General features: G+C 45.6%; 17 protein-coding genes. 4 read left to right on the plus strand and 13 right to left on the minus strand.

What is annotated here, in order from left to right; genetic code table 11:
- Positions 1-706: 706 nt before the first annotated feature.
- The 8 genes from typA to pdhA form a co-directional block, all read right to left on the minus strand.
- Positions 707-2,545 (minus strand): translational GTPase TypA, encoded by a 1,839-nt coding sequence (typA, locus tag FFM80_RS13615; protein ID WP_137641298.1) that lies wholly within the window; start codon positions 2,543-2,545, stop codon positions 707-709.
- Between the two features lie 180 nt (positions 2,546-2,725).
- A complete protein-coding gene (locus FFM80_RS13620; protein ID WP_137641299.1) occupies positions 2,726-3,511 on the minus strand; it encodes an inositol monophosphatase family protein in 786 nt (261 codons plus the stop codon).
- 12 nt (positions 3,512-3,523) lie between these two features.
- Positions 3,524-3,811: a UPF0223 family protein gene (locus FFM80_RS13625; RefSeq protein ID WP_137641300.1), complete on the minus strand. Its 288-nt coding sequence runs from the start codon at positions 3,809-3,811 to the stop codon at positions 3,524-3,526.
- Complete coding sequence (locus tag FFM80_RS13630; RefSeq protein WP_137641301.1) at positions 3,795-4,733, minus strand: lactate dehydrogenase; 939 nt, start codon at positions 4,731-4,733, stop codon at positions 3,795-3,797. The genes FFM80_RS13625 and FFM80_RS13630 overlap by 17 nt, the downstream gene beginning before the upstream one ends.
- Before the next feature lie 262 nt (positions 4,734-4,995).
- A complete protein-coding gene (gene lpdA / locus FFM80_RS13635) occupies positions 4,996-6,408 on the minus strand; it encodes a dihydrolipoyl dehydrogenase (RefSeq protein ID WP_137641302.1) in 1,413 nt (470 codons plus the stop codon).
- Positions 6,409-6,415: 7 nt separating this feature from the next.
- Complete coding sequence (locus FFM80_RS13640) at positions 6,416-7,711, minus strand: 2-oxo acid dehydrogenase subunit E2 (protein WP_137641303.1); 1,296 nt, start codon at positions 7,709-7,711, stop codon at positions 6,416-6,418.
- Between the two features lie 59 nt (positions 7,712-7,770).
- Positions 7,771-8,748 (minus strand): alpha-ketoacid dehydrogenase subunit beta, encoded by a 978-nt coding sequence (locus tag FFM80_RS13645; RefSeq protein ID WP_137641304.1) that lies wholly within the window; start codon positions 8,746-8,748, stop codon positions 7,771-7,773.
- Position 8,749: 1 nt separating this feature from the next.
- Positions 8,750-9,862 (minus strand): pyruvate dehydrogenase (acetyl-transferring) E1 component subunit alpha, encoded by a 1,113-nt coding sequence (pdhA, locus tag FFM80_RS13650; RefSeq protein ID WP_137641305.1) that lies wholly within the window; start codon positions 9,860-9,862, stop codon positions 8,750-8,752.
- Between the two features lie 302 nt (positions 9,863-10,164).
- Between pdhA and def the strand changes: the two genes are divergently transcribed.
- Entirely contained in the window at positions 10,165-10,725 is a 561-nt protein-coding gene (def, locus tag FFM80_RS13655) for a peptide deformylase (protein WP_137641306.1), read from the plus strand.
- 40 nt (positions 10,726-10,765) lie between these two features.
- Here the strand turns inward: def and FFM80_RS13660 are convergent, their stop codons facing one another.
- Positions 10,766-11,257 (minus strand): hypothetical protein, encoded by a 492-nt coding sequence (locus FFM80_RS13660; RefSeq protein WP_137641307.1) that lies wholly within the window; start codon positions 11,255-11,257, stop codon positions 10,766-10,768.
- Between the two features lie 276 nt (positions 11,258-11,533).
- Here FFM80_RS13660 and FFM80_RS13665 point away from each other — a divergent pair, with 276 nt between their 5' ends.
- From FFM80_RS13665 to FFM80_RS13675, 3 genes are all read left to right on the plus strand, one after another.
- On the plus strand, positions 11,534-11,752 hold the full coding sequence (locus FFM80_RS13665; protein WP_137634836.1) for a DNA-directed RNA polymerase subunit epsilon: 219 nt from the start codon (positions 11,534-11,536) through the stop codon (positions 11,750-11,752).
- A complete protein-coding gene (rnjA, locus tag FFM80_RS13670; protein ID WP_137634835.1) occupies positions 11,749-13,425 on the plus strand; it encodes a ribonuclease J1 in 1,677 nt (558 codons plus the stop codon). Before FFM80_RS13665 ends, rnjA begins: the two co-directional genes overlap by 4 nt.
- Before the next feature lie 83 nt (positions 13,426-13,508).
- Positions 13,509-14,471, plus strand: a complete 963-nt coding sequence (locus FFM80_RS13675) for a diacylglycerol/lipid kinase family protein (protein ID WP_137641308.1) — start codon at positions 13,509-13,511, stop codon at positions 14,469-14,471.
- 72 nt (positions 14,472-14,543) lie between these two features.
- Here FFM80_RS13675 and FFM80_RS13680 read toward each other — a convergent pair whose 3' ends face one another.
- The 4 genes from FFM80_RS13680 to recD2 form a co-directional block, all read right to left on the minus strand.
- A complete protein-coding gene (locus tag FFM80_RS13680) occupies positions 14,544-14,747 on the minus strand; it encodes a hypothetical protein (protein ID WP_137634833.1) in 204 nt (67 codons plus the stop codon).
- A gap of 325 nt (positions 14,748-15,072) precedes the next feature.
- Positions 15,073-16,647, minus strand: coding sequence for a LysM peptidoglycan-binding domain-containing protein (locus tag FFM80_RS13685; protein ID WP_137641309.1), 1,575 nt, complete (start codon positions 16,645-16,647; stop codon positions 15,073-15,075).
- Between the two features lie 385 nt (positions 16,648-17,032).
- Positions 17,033-17,998 carry a ribose-phosphate diphosphokinase gene (locus FFM80_RS13690; RefSeq protein ID WP_137641310.1) on the minus strand — a complete coding sequence of 322 codons (966 nt, stop codon included), beginning with the start codon at positions 17,996-17,998 and terminating at the stop codon, positions 17,033-17,035.
- Positions 17,999-18,257: 259 nt separating this feature from the next.
- Entirely contained in the window at positions 18,258-20,777 is a 2,520-nt protein-coding gene (gene recD2 / locus FFM80_RS13695; protein ID WP_137641311.1) for an SF1B family DNA helicase RecD2, read from the minus strand.
- Between the last annotated feature and the right edge of the window lie 83 nt (positions 20,778-20,860).

Consider the following 20,860-nt stretch of genomic DNA (forward strand, 5'->3'; position numbering starts at 1 on the left):
CTAGCGCACGTCTTTCTGTCAGCAGTATACGTTGCCTCAATTTGTATTTTACTTAAGTAGTTTTCAAACGGACCCTAATTCTAGTTTAATTAAACTTGCCACTCCAGTTGGGGTCATCATTGATTAGAACGTGGTAGCTGTGCCAGTTAAAATTGCCGCCTGCCGGTTGGTTCCTAAAATTGATTTAGTGGTACCCACCGTATTCCAGCCGACTCTAGGCCAACCAGAATGACGCCTTAATTCAACTGGCACCAAGCACATTCAATCTAAATCCCTGAGCCAATGTGACCTGCCCAGCATCCATTAACAGCGATTTATTTTAACCAACCGCTTTAGGAACACTTGATTTCAACCGCTCAATCATGGCATTCTACTCGGTACACCAGATTTTCAAGCCTAGGTCCGAGCTGGCTTTAAAAAACACAGTATCATTATCAGCCAAATGCTTGGCCACCTATTTAGCGCAGGTTGGGCTGGATGATGCTCAGTGGTGAAATTTGACTTAGCCGAGTGCCTTCGCTCGGGTTAGTCAAAGCCCGGCTTGCAAGACCACCCTATGGCTCGCAAACGTGGCCACCACGTTCCAGCATTACGCCAGCCCAACCGGAGCGACTATCCAAACAGATTCACCCTTCGCGGACCAAATCAAAGTACAAAAAAAGCCCGCCAGCATCGCTGCTAGACGGACTTCTTCGTTATTTGCTAATTATTTGTGCATCTTAAGCTTCTTAGCAACCTTTTCACGGGCACTAGTGTTTAAGACTTGCTTACGTAACCGCACGTGTTCTGGTGTGATTTCGCAATATTCGTCACTGTTCAAGAATTCAAGTGATTCTTCAAGCGTCAAATGCGTAGGCGTCTTGATAGTGGCAGTCAAATCCTTGTTAGATGAACGAACGTTGGTCATGTTCTTACCTTTAGTGATATTAACTGAAATATCATTTTCACGGCTATTTTGACCAACAATCATCCCTTCATAGACATCGGTACCTGGGTCGACAAAGATCGTCCCACGGTCTTCAATCCCCATCGTCGCATACGTAGTGGTCTTACCTTGGTTAATTGAAACTAAGGCACCATTACGACGGCCAGGGTTCCAGTTCTTGATAACTGGCATGTACTTAGCATACGTATGGTTCATGATCCCATAACCACGCGTCAATGATAAGAATTCAGTTGAGTAACCGATCAACCCACGTGAAGGTGCGATAAAGGTCAAACGAGTTTGGCCGTTACCAGTACTTTCCATGTTCTTCATTTCACCTTTACGTTGTGACAAGGTATCGATGATTGAACCGGTATATTCATCAGGTGTATCGATCTGAACAGATTCGAATGGTTCGCTGCGAACGCCATCAACGTCACGATAGATAACTTCTGGACGTGATGCTTGTAATTCATAACCTTCACGCCGTAACGTTTCGATTAAGATTGACAAATGCAATTCCCCACGGCCAGAAACGACCCATGAACCAGGTTCATCAGTATCATCAACACGTAATGACACATCAGTTTCCAATTCAGACTTCAACCGAAGTTCCAATTGACGAGCAGTCACAAATTTACCTTCTTTACCAGCAAATGGTGAAGAGTTGGTCCCAAAGGTCATTTGTAAGGTTGGTTCGTCAATCCGTAAGATTGGTAACGCTTCTGGATTGGCAGAATCAGCGACGGTTTCACCGACGTTAATATCTTCCATCCCAGAAACAGCAACCAAATCACCGGCATGGGCTTCGTTGATTTCCAAACGTTGTAAACCAAAGAACCCAAATAACTTGGTTACCCGGAAATTCTTCTTGCTACCATCAAGCTTCATGACCGTAACACTGTCACCAACTTTGATGGTTCCACGGAAGACCCGACCAATCCCAACACGACCAACATAATCATTGTAGTCAAGTAAGGCAACTTGGAATTGTAATGGTTCGTCAGAGTTATCAATTGGTGATGGAATCGTCTTGATAATCGTATCAAAGACAGGTTTCATCGTATGTTCTTGCTTAGCAGGATCTGAATCATAGCTAGAAGTCCCGTTTAACGCTGAAACGTAAACGACTGGGAAGTCTAATTGTGATTCGTCCGCCCCTAATTCGATGAATAAGTCTAAAACTTCATCCACGACTTCTTCAGGACGGGCACCAGGACGGTCAATCTTGTTGATCACAACGATTGGTGTTAAATGTTGTTCCAAAGCCTTCTTCAAAACGAAGCGGGTTTGGGGCATCGTTCCTTCAAATGCGTCGACAACCAGTAAAACCCCATCAACCATGCGCATGATTCGTTCAACTTCACCACCGAAGTCCGCATGTCCAGGTGTATCCAAAATGTTAATTTGCTTGTCGCCGTAGCGTACGGCCGTGTTCTTTGAAAGGATCGTGATACCGCGTTCCTTTTCAATGGCATTAGTGTCCATCGCCCGATCATCAATCTGGACGTGTTCATCAAGGGTATCCGATTGTTTAAGCATTTCGTTAACCAGCGTTGTTTTACCGTGGTCAACGTGGGCAATAATGGCAATGTTGCGGATATCATCTCTAAATTTCAAAATTGATCTTCCTTTCATCCTTCAAAAGTTCTCACTGTCCAATTGACAGCAGAAATCTTACATATATTAATACAAACTGTCGCTACTATCAAGTTACTAGTGCGCGTTAATCAACTCGTAACGACGTTTTCATTGGCTTTCATGCGTTGGCATAAAAAAACTGTGACGGATGGGTCACAGTCACATCGTTTGGGTGACGATTGCCAAAATCGCACGTTGCGCACGCTTAGTTGCTACTAGTACAGCACCAGATGATAACATATTTACGGGCGTGCCGTCAACTTGGCTAACGACCAGGCCCAAACTTTCAGCTAACACCCGGCCTGCTGCGAAGTCCCACGGCCGTAAATAAGATAGATAACCAACTAATTCACCAGCCAGGACTTGGCTGATTTGAATCCCGGCACTGCCCATAATCCGCGGCCCTAAGCTCGCATCAACGACGGCCTGCATCTGAAACCGATTATGGATCAACAACGGAGCACTCGCCCCAAAAAGGCCGTCACTTAGCGGCAAGTCCGCGGGGGCCGCCAATGGTTGGCCATTAACCGTGACCCCAACTTGCGGCCCGCCAGCATACAACCGGTTGCCCATCACATCATAGATATAGCCTAAGGTCGGTTCACCATCGACATAATAACCCGCCATAATGGCAAAATGATTCCGTTGATGCACAAAATTCATCGTGCCATCAATCGGGTCCACAATCCACACGTGACCGGCTAACGAGGTGACGTGGTCGCCTAAACCCTCTTCCGCTAAAATGTGAGCTTGGGGATCAAGCTGCCGTAACTGTTGTACTAAAAAAAGTTCGTTGCTGCGATCAACATTGGTCACCAAATCTTTGCGACTGGTTTTTTCAGCAACGGTCAGTTTCTCACCCATCTTGGTCAAGACGTGCTGCCGTGCCTGTTGAAAGACGGTCTGAACCGCCTGATTTAACTGTTGTAACGCTTGTTTTTCCATCCTGATCACACCCTAGCTTCGATAGCGAACCCGTTGCTTTGTTGTCTGCTGTGCTGCCTGCATCGTTTTATAAATGCTATAGCCAGACGCCGCTTCAAATTCACGGCCAATTTGTTTTTCAAGTGATTTTGCTGGGACAATTTGCTTAAATGCCTGATAAGCAGTCATTAATTCAGCTTTGGACACGGTACTTTCATTCGCCGCTTCGATCAACCGATAAAAGTTGGTCACTGTAATAATTTCACTGGTCGTCCACGTTTCATCCAATGGATATTGATAATTTTCATTGGTCGCTGTCATTTTGATCAAACTCCCCGGCCGCAATTCGGTCTAAGGATTGGCGCACCTCAGCCGCAATTTCGGCATATTCTTTTTGTTCTTCATCAGATAACACCACATCGGCCAGCCGTTTAATCCCATTAGCACTAATCAGGACTGGCGAGGCCAAGCCAACTGGTTGGCCATCACTACCAGTCTGGACATTGGTAACGGTACCAATAAACGGCTGATGCTCATAAAAAGCGCTGAGAACCTGTACTAATGCTAACACACTCAACGTTTGATTGGTAACAATTGCTGGGTCATCAACTTGATCTTGATCAGCAGCCATCTCGTCGGCACCAAAGCTAGTATCTTGGTTCGCCACATACGTCAGCACTGGCGCTGGACCAATGTAAGACCGACTCCACGAGATCAAATGGGCATTCGTCGTGCCGACGACAAAGGCCCGTACGTCCGCTGCGCCCACACTTAATTGATTCTGCAATAATTGTTCCAACAACCGACTTTGCGGCAAAGTTCCTAGTCCTAAGACCCGTTGATGATCGATACCACTAAAACGGGCAGCTAAGACACTTAAGACGGCATCATTGCTACCGGCTAAGAGTAGTTTGCCGTTAAAGCCTGCCGCCATAGCAGCATTAACAAAGTTACGAAATAATGGCAACGTGGCACGTAAATCAGCATCGGCATCTCGATCAGCCGCTAGCGGCACGAGATTGCCGATAATCAAAGTATCAGCTTGCGAATAATCTGGTTTGGCTTTAGCGAGCAATGAGAATTGCCGGCAAGCCGTACTAGCAGTCATTAAGGACTGATAGCGCGGTGTCTCGTCAGCATCGGTCGCGACGATTAAGGTCAATGGCAAATCTTTCGCCATCGCAATTAAAATGAGTTGTTGTACGAATTCGAATAATCCACGAATAATAACTGTATTGTTCATGAAATCCCTCCCAACTTTCGTTAATAATTGTACCTAAGCTGTCAAGGAATTCAAGTAAATGTTAATAAAAAGCTTAATCTTTTGTAACATAAGCAACGGGTCAGTAGGCGGCACACGGTTTTTAAATTTGGGTAAAGTCTCAGTTAGTTGGGGATCGTCAGCTTAACCATCAAACAACCGCCAATCCTGAGGCAACCCAAAAAGTTGGCACCATCAAACTCGATGCCAACTTTTTGTTTCTAACCTAATCCTGTTTAAGTCCTTAAATATGCGTTGGATAACCTAACGCTTCGTCCGCAGCTTCTTGGACCACTTCACCCAGAGTTGGATGTGGATGAATCGTTAACGCCAAGTCTTCTGCGTTCAAACCGCCATTAACCGCCACGCTTAATTCCGAAATCAAGTCACTTGCCCCGGGACCAGCAATTTGTGCTCCCACGATCGTGCCTTCCGCTTTGGTCGTTACTAAGCGGAAGAACCCATCCATCGAGTTCAAGGAAATCGCCCGCCCGTTACCAGCAAATGGGAACTTCGACGTTTTCACTGCTAAACCGGCTTTCTCAGCTTCCGCCTTGGTCATCCCGACCGTGGCTAACTCGGGATCGGTAAAGCAAACTGCTGGTACGGAAACATAGTCGTTCGCCGTCTTTTTGCCGCTAATGGCACCTGCCGCCACTTTACCTTCTGCAAAGGCTTTATGGGCCAAGGCTGGTCCGGCCACAATATCACCAATCGCAAAAATATCTTCAGCGGCGGTCCGACCTTGCGCATCAACTTCAATCAAGCCACGGTCGCTTAACTTAACGTCCGTGTATTCCAAGCCCATATCATCGGTATTTGGACGCCGACCAACAGTGACCATCACATAGTCAGCCTTGATTGTCTGGGCTTCCCCGTCAACTTCATAGGTAACCGTGACACCGCTATCCGTTTGTTCAGAGTTCTTGGCCATGGCATTAGTCACCACGGTCACCCCTTTAGCCTTAAAGTTCTTCAAGACTAACTGAACCATATCTTTTTCAAAGTTCGGCAGAATCTGTGGCGTCCCTTCGAGAATCGTGACGTGCGCCCCTAAGTTAGCATAGGCACCAGCTAATTCAGACCCAATGTAGCCACCACCGATGACTACTAATTCTTTCGGAACTTCTGGCAAGTTCAAGCCACCGGTCGAATCAACCACCCGACCACTAAACTTAAAGCCAGGAATTTCGACTGGTCGTGAACCAGTTGCCAAAATCAAATGTTTGAATTTATAAGTCTGACCAGTATGATCGCCATTCATGACCCGCAGCGTATGGTTATCATGCATATACGCTTCGCCAGTGACCACTTCTACTTTGTGTTTCTTGAGTAGCATTGACACGCCGCCCGTCAAGCGATCAACAACTTGATGGTCTTTCCAATCTTGGGTTGTCTTAAAATCCAAGACTGGTGCTTGAATATTCTTAATCCCAAAAATCTTACTATCTTTAACTTCTTGTAGCCGATGTCCGGCACTAATCAACGCTTTAGAAGGAATACAGCCAACGTTTAAGCACACCCCGCCGATATATTCTTTTTCGACGATCATGACTTTTTGGCCTAGTTCAGCGGCCCGAATTGCAGCGACGTAGCCACCAGGACCCGCGCCGACAATAATGGTATCGCGTTCTTCAGCAAAATCTCCTACAACCATTCTGACCTCATCCTTCCATCAATAATAATTCTGGATCATGCAACAATTGCTTCAATAAGTTCATGGCTTTTTGAGCGGTCGCCCCATCAATCAAACGATGGTCAAAACTTAAGGACAATTTCTGCATTTTACCGACAACAATTTCACCATCATCGTTGACATAAGGTTCTTTGCCAATCCGGCCGACCCCTAGAATCGCGACTTCTGGTTGATTAATAACTGGGGTAAACCAGCCGCCACCGATTGAGCCAATGTTACTGATTGTAATTGACGCCCCACTCATCTCATTGGCTTTTAACTTGCCGTCATAAGCTTTTTGCGTATTGTCAGTAATTTCCTTGGCAATCGCAAATAGGCCCTTGCCTTCAGCGTGCTTGATGTTTGGTACTAACAAGCCCCGGTCAGTATCGGTAGCCACCCCAATATTGAAGTAGTGCTTGTACACGATTTCTTTATTGGCATCATCAATTGAAGCATTGAATTCTGGGAACTGTTGTAAAACTGCCACTAAGGCCTTCACGATATATGGTAAGAAGGTCAAATGAATATCGCGATCTGCCGCAATCGTCTTGTACTTCTTCCGATGCGCCATCAAGGCACTAACTTCCACTTCATCAAACAAGGTAACGTGTGGTGCCGTATGTTTACTGTTAACCATCGCTTTAGAGATTGCCTTACGAATTGGTGTCATCTTTTCGCGAGTCTCTAATTCTGGCGTATCTGAAACATATGGTTTAACTGGCGTTGGTGCTGGTTCAGCTGCCGCTACCGGGACCGCACTTTCAGGTGTGGCGGCTGGCTTGGTTGTGGCAGGGGCGCCGGTATAATTATCGATATCTTGTTTCGTAATCTGCCCATGCGTCCCGCTTGGCGTCACTAAAGTAATGTCGATATCTTTATTCCGAGCATATTGCCGGACTGATGGCATCGCCAAGATCCGTTTGTTAGGATCAGTTGGCGCCACGGGAGCGGTTTCAGTCGTGGCAGCACTTTCAGCCGGTGCACTTGGTGTGGCTTGCGCTGCTGGTTCTGCCGGTGCGGCAGCAGGCGCAGCGTTATCACCAGAGCCGTCATCAATGGTGACGATCACATCACCAATTTTAGCTGTTTCGCCTTCTGGAATTAAAATTTTAATAATCTTACCATCCACTGGTGATGGTAATTCTTCTACTGATTTATCGTTTTGAATTTCTACTAATGAGTCGTCTTCTTTAACTTCGTCACCAGGTTTAACGAGCCATGATGCGATTTCGCCTTCTTCAAGGCCTTCACCAAGCTCTGGTAGTTTAAACTCGTAAGCCATGCGATAACTTCCTTTCATCACAACCGCGTGCACGGTTGTTACTCAAATGCCGTCAATCTTTAATACGTTAAGATTTCACGGGTCTTAGCTTCGATTTCGTCTTCTGCTGGGAGCCAATCATCTTCTGCTAACCCGAATGGATAAACCGTGTCAGGCGCATAAACACGACCAACTGGTGCACTGAGATAAAGCGCCCCTTTTTCAGCGATCAAAGCCGCCACGTTAGCCGCAATCCCGGCTTGACGTTGGGCTTCTTGAATGGCAACGGCCCGCCCCGTCTTTTCAACGGACTTCAAGATCGTCTCTTCATCCAATGGTGAAAGGGTCCGTAAATCAATGACTTCAGCGGAGATACCTTCTTTAGCCAGCTTTTCAGCGACTTTTAATGATTGGTTGACTTGGGCACTGTAAGCAATCAGTGAAATATCAGTTCCTTCACGAACCACCGCGGCCTTATCTAACGGCACCGTGTAAGCTTCATCCGGGATATCCGCTTTCATTGACCGGTATAACTTCAAGTTTTCAAGGAAGAAAACTGGATCATTATTGCGAATTGATGCAATTAATAAGCCTTTCGCATCGTAAGGATTAGACGGTGTGACTACCCGTAGCCCAGGGATCTGTGCCAGATAACCTTCCAAGGAATCCGCGTGCATTTCCGGCGTATGCGTCCCACCACCATATGGTGACCGAATCGTAATTGGCATATGCCGGGTGCCGCCCATCCGGAAGCGTTCCCGTGACATCTGCCCAGCGATTGAATCTAAGGTCTCAAAGATAAACCCTAAGAATTGAATTTCAGGGATTGGACGGAACCCTTCCAAAGCCAATCCGATTGACAAACCACCAATACCAGATTCAGCCAATGGGGTATCAAAGACCCGGTCTTCACCAAATTCTGCTTGTAAGCCATCGGTTGCCCGGAAGACCCCACCGTTTTTACCAACATCTTCACCAAATAGCAAAGTCCGATCATCTGAGCCGAGCTCCAATCGAAGGGCATCCGTAATTGCTTGAATATACGTTTTCTTTGACATGTTACTTCGACTCCTTTGCTTGATATGCCGTAATTTGTTGTTGAATGTTTTGTGGTTGTTCTTCAAAAACATTGCTCAAAAATTCGGTAATTTTTTGCTTAGGGGCATCATCGGCTTGTTTAACGGCCGCTTTGATGTCAGCTTTAACTTGTTCAACATAGTCGTCTTCTTGTGCTTCTGACCAAGCACCTTGTTCGGTTAAATACTTGCGGTAACGAATCAATGGATCGTTATCAAACCAAGGTTGTTCTTCATCCTTCGTCCGGTAACGTTTAGGATCATCCCCAGCATTCGTATGTGGACCAAACCGGTAAGTCAAGGTTTCAATCATCACAGGACCATTGCCAGCAATAGCATAGTCACGGGCCGCTTTGGTAACTTCATGCACCGCTAAGAAGTCCATCCCATCAACTTGGATACTTGGAATCCCTGCTGCCACAGCTTTTTGCGCCAAGGTCCGGGCATTCGTTTGTTTCCGTCGCGGCACTGAAATCGCGTAGCCGTTGTTTTGAACAATGAAGACTGCTGGTGCTTGGAAAGCGCCGGCAAAGTTCATGCCTTCATAGAAGTCCCCTTGCGACGTCCCACCATCACCGGTGTACGTGTACGCAACCTTATCAGCCGTCTTATTCTTCTTAATCCCTAAAGCGACACCGGCTGCTTGGACATATTGAGCCCCAATAATAATTTGTGGTGGCATGGCATGCAAATCTTCCGGATATTCATTACCTAACACATGACCTCGCGACCAAAGGAAGGCTTTATAAACAGGTAATCCATGTTGAATGAGTTGCGGAATGTCTCGATAAGCGGGCATCAACACATCGGTCGACTTCATCGCTGAATTACTGCCCATTTCGCTAGCTTCTTGCCCTTCAGTTGGGGCATAAAAGCCCAAACGTCCTTGCCGAGTTAAGGCATTTGAGCGCTGATGCAAAGTACGTTCCCAAATCATTAGTTTTAAGAACTCAACTAGTTGATCATTTGTATATTTAGCAACAATTTCTGGTTTAACGACTTTAGCCTGACCATCAATGACTTGCACTGGTTCAAAGTTTTTTCCAAGCGCATCATGGATTGCACTAAAATCGACAATTGGTTGTTCGTTGTCCATAAATGACACATCCCTTTCATGAACGTACATGTACCGCAGTTAGCGATTGCACGTAATCGTTTTCATAATCACAAGTCTAACTTACCATTGCCTTTCAATTTTTGCAAGCCCTTCCAAACCCCAAGATGTCGGCGTTTTTCGTCGCAATGATTGTGAATTTTTTCATAAACTAGCTTTACTAACACAATTAGATTTTCAAGAAACGGACTACATTTTCATTTTTAGATATGATAGACTTATTTAATGGGTGAACTGCGCTGCCAGTTCCAACTTACAGACTAGTTTTTTGGAGGTAATTTGGGTTGATAAAGATGAGAGATATCATTCGCGAAGGTAACGAGACGTTACGCGCGGAAGCCAAACCAGTTAAATTTCCATTGAGTGACCAAGATCAACAATTGGCCAACGACATGATGGCTTACTTAGAAAATAGCCAGGATCCAGAATTGGCTAAAAAATATGGTTTGCGAGCCGGTGTTGGTTTAGCCGCCCCGCAAGTCGATGTGTCCGAACAAATGGCGGCGGTCTTAGTCCCCGGCGAAGGTGAAAACGCCGAACCAGTCTTTAAAGACGTCATTATTAATCCGGTCATCGTTAGCCACTCGGTTCAACCCGGTGCACTAACGGAAGGTGAAGGCTGTTTATCAGTTGATCGTGACATTCCAGGTTACGTCATTCGCCATGATCGCATTACGTTACGCTACTACAATATGGCGGGCGAACAAAAAAAGATTCGTCTAAAGAATTATCCAGCCATCGTGTGCCAACACGAAATTGACCATTTACACGGTATTTTATTCTATGACCATATTGATGGTAATAGTCCATTCAATGCCGATGATGACTTAGTTTTAATTTCCTAAATATTAAAAAAGGTCCGACTTTTAAAAAGTCGGGCCTTTTTTAGTGCTCACGATTCAAACGGCGTAAGTCTTCCAGATATTCAAAGGTGGCTTCATTCATTAAATACGCCACATCTAAATGCAACTGTCCGTCACGCAACCACGTATCTGTCACGCGCAATGCTGGACCAGCATCATGCCAAGCACTCAGCTGTTCATCTTGCGCATAAGCTTGTAAGTGATTATTTAACACTTTTCGAATTTCATGCAAATCAGCCGTCGTCATGCCAGGCGCCTCGATCACATATTCAAACGCCATAACGCCGCGCCCCCACACTGTTGCCACTGGGACTGAGTGCAACTGACCACTCACTTGCTGTGCCGCAGTCCGACTACTCAGTGTCCGCAAGATGGTCGCCATCGCCGTATCCGTGGTCCGCTGACCTTGCAACCGAATCTTAAGTGCCGTGCGTTTCAACACTTGGCGCCGTAAAACTTCATAAACTAACACGGCTAAAATCAAACCGACTAAAATAATGAGCCATTTCTGCACAACGCCACCCCCTCTAATTTTTGTATGACGCTTCACAATATCTTACTTTTATCAACTGGACTTCTCCGAATAGCATAGCATGATTTTAAAAACTTTTTTGCGATGACTCGTTTGTTTTTGAAGAAAGTTAACATTGTATACACCTCTCGCAAATTATGCTAAAATGAAAGATAATTGTTGTGTTTACACAACCAGGTGTACGGATCAAACTTTTATTTTTGCTACTATTTAGAATTCAGGTTCTAAATAAATATTTTTTTATAAGGAGTTTTGTTAATGATTTACAAAGTCTACTACCAAGAAACCAAAAAACGGAACCCACAACGTGAAACTACCCAAGCGCTTTATCTTGAAGCCGATACGGAAGTAGATGCACGCGTGCTGGTCGAAGATAATACCAAGTACAATATTGAATTTATCGAACCGTTAGAAGGTAACTTCTTGGATTACGAACAAAAAAATCCAGAGTTTCAACTAACGGAGTTTAATAAATGAAACGCCTAAACGTTAAAAATAACGAAACCGCTGTTTTTGCAGTCGGCGGTTTGGGAGAAATTGGGAAAAACACTTATGGTGTCCAATTCCAAGATGAGATTATTCTGATCGATGCTGGTATCAAATTCCCGGAAGACGAACTTCTAGGGATTGATTATGTGATCCCAGACTATTCTTACCTAGTTGCAAATCAGCAAAAAATAAAAGCTCTGGTCATTACCCATGGGCATGAAGATCATATTGGTGGGATTCCATTCCTCCTACAACAGATCAACGTGCCAATCTATGCCGGTCCCCTCGCTTTAGCCTTAATCAAGGGTAAGTTGGAAGAACACGGATTACTTAAAACCACTGAGTTGCATGAAATCAACGAAGATAGCGTTTTAAAATTCCGCAAGACGCGGGTCTCCTTCTTTAGAACGACCCACTCGATTCCAGACACGATGGGGATTGCCGTACAGACCCCACCTGGTACGATTGTGGAAACCGGGGATTATAAGTTCGACCTGACACCAATTACGAATCAGCCGCCGAACTTGCAAAAAATGGCTCACTTAGGGGAACGTGGTGTCCTAGCGCTGCTCTCTGATAGTACCAACGCTGAACGCCCAATCTTTACGAAGTCCGAACGCTGGGTTGCCCAATCAATTCGTAAGATTTTTGAACAAGTTGAAGGTCGCATCATCTTCGCCACCTTCGCTTCCAATATCTCACGGATTCAAGAAGCGGCTCAAGTCGCGTTAGAACATCATCGTAAGATTGCCGTCTTCGGTCGTAGTATGGAAGCTGCAATTGTCAATGGTCGTGAATTGGGATACTTAAACATTCCAGATGATGCGATGGTTGATGCGAATGACATTAAATCCTTACCAGCCAACAAAGTCATGATTCTCTGTACGGGTTCACAAGGCGAACCGATGGCAGCCCTTTCACGGATTGCCAATGGGACTCATCGGCAGATTTCAGTCCAGCCTGGTGACACGGTCATCTTCTCAAGTTCCCCAATTCCTGGGAATACATTGAGTGTTAACCATGTGATCAATGAATTGGAAGAAGCCGGTGCCCACGTCATTCATGGCAAGGTCAACAATATTCATACTTCTGGACATGGTGGTCAAGAAGAACAAAAGCTGATGCTCCGTTTGATGAAGCCCAAGTTCTTTATGCCCATCCATGGGGAATATCGGATGTTGAAGATTCATACCGAATTGGCTGAACAATGTGGGGTACCGCTCGATCACAGCTTTATCTTGGAAAATGGTGATGTCCTGGCCTTAACCAAGGATTCAGCGCGAGTCGCTGGCCATTTTGGCGCTGGTGACGTTTACGTTGACGGTTCCGGTATCGGTGATATCGGTAATGTGGTCTTGCGCGATCGGCAAGTACTTTCTGAAGAAGGGCTGGTCGTGGTCGTAGCCACCATCAACTTGCAGAAGAAAGAAATCCAAGCCGGCCCTGACATTTTATCACGCGGTTTCGTCTATATGCGCGAATCTGGTGATTTGATCAACGAAGCCCGCAAACATGTTTTCCGGACCATTCGCCGCAAGATGAAGAGTGACAAAGCTAGTGAAGCCACTATTCGCAATGCCATCATTGATGACCTACAAAGCTTCTTATTCGAGAAGACTGAACGGCATCCAATGATCTTACCAATGCTTATTATGAACTAACAACCTGCCGGAACGTGCCTGTTCCGGCTTTTTGTGGTGTAAGGGTCAGTCTTGAACTGACGTGAACTTTGTGAGGTGTAACTTTGACGACTGAATACTATATCATCATTAACGAATTAGCCGGGTCCGGTCACGGGAAAGCCGTCTGGGAAACGGTTAAACCATTGCTCGAACAACGTCAAGTTCGATTTGAGTATCGCGTTTCAGCGTATGCCGGCCACACCACCTATCTTGCAACGCAATATGCTGCGGCCCACCATCACCGGCAACCTGGGGTGACCCCGGTCTTACTAGTGATTGGCGGTGACGGCACGTTAAACGAGGCCTTAAATGGCTTAATGGCGGCCCACTTAGCTGATCCCGTCCCCTTGGCGTATATTCCAGGCGGTTCTGGCAATGATTTTGCTCGGGGCTTGGGGATGGCTACCGAGCCAGCAACTGCCTTGGCTCAAGTCTTAAACAACATGCGCGCCCGCCCCTTAAACGTGGGTTATTATCATGAAACCTTAAAAAATGAACATCGTTATTTCGTCAACAACGTCGGTTTAGGCTTTGACGCTCAAATTGTTGACGATACCAACCGGAGTCGGCAGAAAGGTCGCTTAGGACGTTGGGCCTATCTCAGCAATACCTTAAAAGCGTTCAATGAACAAGAAGGCTTCCCTCTAGCCGTGCACCTTGATCGGCAACGGGATAGCTATCGGCACGCCTTTTTATGTACCGTCTCTAATCATCCTTACTTTGGCGGTGGCGTCAAAATTTTGCCAGACGCCGACATTTATGACGATCAATTAGAACTGATCGTCATTGAAGAACCTCATTGGTGGACCGTGTTATGGTTATTCGCCCTCTTATTAATGGGTGGCCGCCATTTGAACTCACGCTTCGTGCACCACTACCGTGCCAAACAACTACACCTATTAGTTAACTCGGTTGAAGTCGGTCAAATGGATGGTCAAACCATCGGCAATCGAAATTACGATCTCTACTTCGATACCTTAACCTATCCTTTCTGGATTGACACCAGTGTTCAAGGTCAACATTGAGCCATAAAAAATAGCGCTAAGCTTCCAGCACCCCGTGCTGAGCTTAGCGCTTTATTTTTGAGCCAACATTGCTTAATCTTCCGAAGCGTTAATTGCTTCCAGAAGCATGTCAAGCTGTTCACATTTCTCCGAAAGATGACTGACCCGTTCGCGTAAATGCGGATAAATCGTCACCACTCGTGAGCGATCCTGTTGTCGGACAACTAACCCCTTTAAGTGATCTAGTTCGGAATTAGCCTGTTGGTATTCCTCCAGAATCTCAAATCTGTTACTCACTTTAACACTCCCTTAGAACAATCTAATTCTTGGCCCCGTCGACCAAATTGTAAGATTAATATAACACGTTCACGTCACTTTGTGAACGCTAAATTTCAGCATTCTGAATCGAAGTCCAACTCCGGGGTTCCAGTCTAACCAGCCACGATCAAGCCCTAATCAGGACTTAACACTGCATGATTGTATTTAGGCCCTTAAATTAGCTGTTTAAGCTGGCGCTAGCCCCACCGCTGTCACTACACCATACCACTTGGTTCCTGCCATTAAACGCAAAGAGACAGCCAGCACCTGCTGACTGTCTCTTGACATAATTTCATTGACTAATTTATTTAACTGTCCCAGCAAAACTTGGGGCGAAGTACGAACTAATTGTTTGAACTTCCACGTTTTGGCCTTCAGTTGGGGCGGCCACATACTGATTATTGCCAAGGTAAATCGCATCATGATAAGTCCCACCACGGGAACCCCAGAATAAGATATCACCCGGTTGCGCATCCTTAACTGAATGCACGGAAACATAAGCTTCCTGTGCCGTCGTACTATGTGGCAAGGAAATTCCAGCTGCATGTTGGTAAACGTAGGCAACTAAGCCAGAACAGTCCATCCCAGATAAACTACTGCCACCATAAACGTAAGGAATATTCGCACTAGCTAGCTTCATCGCTAAACCAGTAACGGAACCAGAGCTTAAGTTAGCTGTATTAGCGGTGCGCTTAGCACTGCTACTTTGTGTTTTAGCCACAGTTGTCTGACGCTGAGTCGTTGGCTTAGGCGTGGCAGTGCTGCTTTGACTAGCACTTGATTGAACTGTTGCCGCGCTACTTTGCGTCGTCGTTGAGCTAGCCGTAGTTGCCGCCCGCTTAACGGTTGCTCGGCGGGCAGTCCGCTTAACAGCCGTTTGCGTCGTGCTGGCACTCGTTGGTGTCGCTGCGGCAGTACTCGTCGAACGAGTTGAACTAGCTTGACTCGTGCTGCTAGACTTAGCCGCGGCACTAGTCGTTGATGATTGGGCCGCTTGGCTCGTTGAACTAGCACTGGCTGGTGCTGTGCTTTGAGCTGCCGCGCTAGTAGTTGACGTCGATGATTGGGCCGCCGTACTTGTCGCCGTTGAGCTGCTAGCACTCGTAGTCGTCGTTGAACTGCTACTTGTCGCAGCCGACTTTTGAACACCGACAACAATCCGACTACGTTTAGCGGTCGTTGGTGCCGTTGACTGACTACTTTGACTGGTGCTGGCTTGGCTTACACTAGTCGTTGAGCTGCTTGTGGCCGTTGTTTGAGAGCTAACACTAGCCTTATTGCTAGCTTGGCTCGTTGAACTGGCACTCGTTGCTTGACTAGGAGCCGTCGCACCCGTTGTCCGAGTTGGCTTGGCACTACTAGTTGAAGAAGCTGCCGTCACTGTATTAGCAGCAGCATCCTCAGCAACAACTTTGTTACTAGTGGTACTAGTAGCGGCTTTCGCCGTTGTTGACTTAGCTGGCTTAGCATCACTTGGTAATACTAATTGTTCGCCAGTCACAATAACATCGCCGCTCATGTGGTTAAGCGTTTGCAATGTATGGACAGACGTCCCGTATTCATCAGCTAAATCCCAGAGCGTATCGCCAGCTTTAATGGTATATGTACCCTTTTTTGACTGACTGCTTTTAGAATTCTGACTAACTTGTAACTTTTGACCAACAAAAATTAAATCGGTATTGGTATCTAACGCCTTAACTTTGTTTAACGTTTCGATACTTTTGACTGAAACACCATGTTCTTGAGCGAGGCTCCAAACGGTATCATTTTGTTTAACGGTTACCGTAGCAGCATTGGCAGCTTGAGCTGTAGCAAACAGCAAACCAACGGCACCAACCGTACCGGCTAGGACCTTGCCCGTTGTATGTGCTTGTGACATTAACTCCACTCCTTTGGCATAATAACGCGAATTGATTGCCTGAATGACAATAAAAAATTTATAATTTTTAAGAAAAGCTTAACACCTTTTACAAATTATAACTTTATTGTAGCACACTTTAAAAAAATACAAACTAGATTCACTTATTTTTTTGTAAAACGATTTGTTTATTTGGGTTAACAATTGATTAGATTGTTCGGTCAATAAACGTTGACAGACCAGCCTTTGACCCCCATTAAGCTAAAATAACAGGCTGATCGTTTGTCATCCCAGCTAATGCCCGAAACCGTTACCAAGACAGCCTTTGACCGTTCACAAAAAATTAAGATTTCTTAAACAAAAGACACGCTCACTAGTTGCGTGAGCGCGTCTAATTTTGTAACAATTAGATTCCCGGTGCAAATAAACTGTCGACCGGTTGTTGTTCATGAACTAGCTTGATCGCATCGCCCAGTAATGGGCCGACCGAAAGTTGTTCGAGTTTTTCAAATTGTTTAGCTACTGGAATTAAGATTGTATCGGTCACAATCACTTTTTCCAATGCAGAATTTTGTAATTTGGTTGGTGCATCTTGCGAGAAGATTGCATGGGTAGCACAGCCATAAATCTTAGCAGCCCCGGCTTGCTTCAATGCTGAAGCTGAAACGTCGAAGCGCGTCCCGGTATCGATCATGTCATCGATCACAATTGCAATCCGATCTTTAACGTCCCCAATAATACTGCTAGGTACAACGTCATCGTTATCCGGATGCCGGTTATCGATAATCGCAATCGGCGCCCCTAATAACTCAGCCATCTTCCGGGCCCGTGAGACACCCGCATGATCTGGTGATACCACCACTAAGTTATCGGTAATCCCACGATCTTTAAAGTAGCTAGCCAAGATTGGCGCAGCTTGTAAATGATCCACGGGAATATCGAAGAAGCCTTGGATTTGAGCCGCATGCAAATCAACGGTCAAAATGCGCGTCGCCCGATCTTTTTCTAAGAGGGTCGCGATTAATTTCGCCGTAATTGGTTCCCGTGAGCGAGCCTTGCGATCTTGACGTGAATATCCGTAATAAGGAATCACCACATTAATTTCGCTGGCACTCGCTCGCCGCAACGCATCAATCATAATTAATAATTCTAAGATCGTATCATTGACCGGTTCAGAAATGGATTGAATCACAAAAACTTCCGCTCCCCGAATACTCTCTTCAATATTAATTTGAATTTCACCATCACTAAAGCGTTTCACCGAACTCTTCCCCAACGGAATACCGACCCGTTCAGAAATCTTCTTGGCTAATGGCATGTTAGAATTCAAAGCAAACAATTTAAGTTTGTTAGATGATTCATCTACTGACATAACGACCTCCAAAAATTAATTTCATGACAATTATAGCTTTAATTATAGCAGTATCCGCACTTAAAAGCAGACAAAAACCGGTTAAATTTCAGAAATTCAACCGGTTTTTGTCTGCTTTTAGTGACGCTTGAGCGTCATACTAAAATTTAGCGATACTTATGCTGGCTATCACCTATTCACATTAATCGCTCAAACTAGCTTATTTGTTAATAGCAACTATCTGGATTGTCTGCTAATTGTTATTGACAAGTGTAGTCTACTATGATGATTGCACCATGAAATCAGCTGGTGTCACACCAGCCATACCAATCATCGGATCAATGGCCCCATTTTGAACCAAGGCCGGTGTCAACCGATAATCAGCTGGTTGTGCTGGCGCGTTCTCATTAACTGTCGACTCGGCCGAATCAGCCACAGCTGATTCCGGCGTTGCGCTAGCCGAACTAGCTGGCTCAGTCGTCGTTGCCGCGGTGGGCGCCACTTGATCAGCTTCACCAGCAAAGACTTGCTGGAGCCGTTTCGTCAAAGTCGTTTGCCGATTAACGGACTCATTCGTGACACTCCGTTGAAAGGCTTGCACGTCCCCGATCAAGATCAACATCTGTTCGGCCCGTGTCACCGCCGTATACAACAAGTTACGTTGCAACATCCGTGAGAACTGAGGCACTAATGGCAAGATGACCATCTTGAACTGACTCCCTTGAGCTTTATGGATCGACATGCTGTAAGCTAAAGTCAGTCGATTCCACTCGCTTCGCTGATACGTGACTTCATTTTGTTCAAAGGCAATCGTAATTTGATCTTTTTTTGACTTATTATGCGGATCCTTAGCCAGATCAATGCCGACAATTTTACCAATATCACCATTAAAAACATTGTCTTCCGGTGAGTTGACCAAATGCAACACTTTATCGCCCACCCGAAAGTTTTGCCCATTATAAGTCAATTGCTTCTGTCGGGCAGACTTAACTGGGTTAAAAATACCTTGAACGGTTTCATTCAATTGATTAATCCCAGCAGCCCCCCGATACATCGGTGCTAAAATCTGCACGTCATCGGCTGAGAAGCCCCGCGTCTGCGCTTTAGCCACAATTTGAGCCACGATATGATTGACTTGAAACGCACTGCAGGCAATAAACGAGCGGTCTTTTTGATTGACAGTAAAATCATCTGGTAAGCGACCATCTTTAATCGCATGCGCCAATGGAATAATACTTGAATCATCATCTTGGCGATAAATGGTCGTTAATTCAATTTGCGGCAACATAGGACTGGCTAACAGATCATGAAAGACTTGCCCCGCACCGACTGATGGCAATTGATCCTTATCTCCAACTAAGATGACTTGCATATGGCTAGGGACGGCCTGCAATAATAGTCGGAATAAACTAGTATCAACCATCGACATTTCATCAATGATTAAAATACCACCTTCTAAATCTTTAGTTGGCATTTCTGGTCCGTCTTCACGCCCAGTCAAGCCGAGCAACCGATGAATCGTACTAGCGGGTAAGCCAGTCGTTTCGGACATCCGTTTCGCGGCCCGACCCGTGGGCGCAGCTAATAAGATTGGAAAGGTTTTATCTTTATATTGGTTAATATCTAGGGACACATCATGTAATTCAGCAAATAAGGCGACTAGACCGCGAATAATAGTGGTCTTCCCAGTCCCCGGACCCCCGGTTAATAGGAAAAGATGCGACGTGATTGCCGACTTCAACGCTTGCGTCTGGGACTCATCGTAAGTCAGATTACTAGCCTTCGCTACATGTTCAATGGCCCGGTCAACAGCTTTGCTTGATAAATCACCGTCATTGTCGGCATCGTGCAGTCGCTTTAAATGCTCGGCAATTCCCCATTCAGCTTCATACAAGGCCCGTAAATAAATCCGATTTTCATCACCGACCACTAAATTATCCTTTGCTAACCCCACTAATTGATCAGCCAACTTTTGCGGATCAATCGCAACATTCCGCGAGGTCTCCAGTAATTGTAAGGTCGCACTGAGTAACGGCTTAGCTGTCGTATAAGTATCCCCATTTTGCGCACAAGTCCCATTGATTTCCGTCAATAAGGCTGCTCGCAAGCGGCTATCAGCTTGCGGATCGATTTTTAGCTGAGCCGCAATTTGATCAGCCTTCTTAAAGCCGACCCCTTTGATATCCTCAACTAATTTGTACGGATTTTCTTGGATAACGGTCAAGGTGTCGCCTTGATACTTTGCATAAATCGCGGCCGCTAACCGACTTCCAAACCCATACGCATTTAACCCAATAATGGTTTGTTCGAGTCCGTTATTCACCCGTAACGTATCCAGTAAAGTCTGTTGCACACTCGCTCGTAAGCCGATTGGTTGCAAAACTTTCGGATCGGCTAAAATTTTATCAATCGCATCATTCCCCAGGGTATCGACGATCCGTTCGGCGGTACGTTTCCCAAGACCAGGAAAATCATCCCCCGCCAAATACGCAATCAACCCACTACGTGAAGTTGGTGTTTCATTTTGGTAATTATCGGCTTGAAATTGGGTACCGTACTTAGGATGTCGGACCGGTTTACCCGTAAAACGATACGTCGCCTCTTCTTGAATATCAGCAAAGCTCCCAGTGACCACGATCTCATCTTCGGACCAATCAATATTTTGCTCAGTCACTTTAACTAGCAACACTTTATAAAAACTATCCGCACTACTAAAAAAAACGGCCGCAACCTTGCCGACGACAAAATGTGTCACCGTCTGACCCTCAAAATCAGGCGGGAATAAATTAGGTTCCGCCATCAAGACGCCTCCTCGTATTATATAAATAATCAATCAATTAACAGCTTAGACGTTGCGTGATATTCTCTAATAGTTCATTGGAT

The sequence above is a fragment of the Lactiplantibacillus dongliensis genome (genome assembly GCF_005405105.1).
Classification (GTDB): Bacteria; Bacillota; Bacilli; order Lactobacillales; family Lactobacillaceae; genus Lactiplantibacillus; species Lactiplantibacillus dongliensis.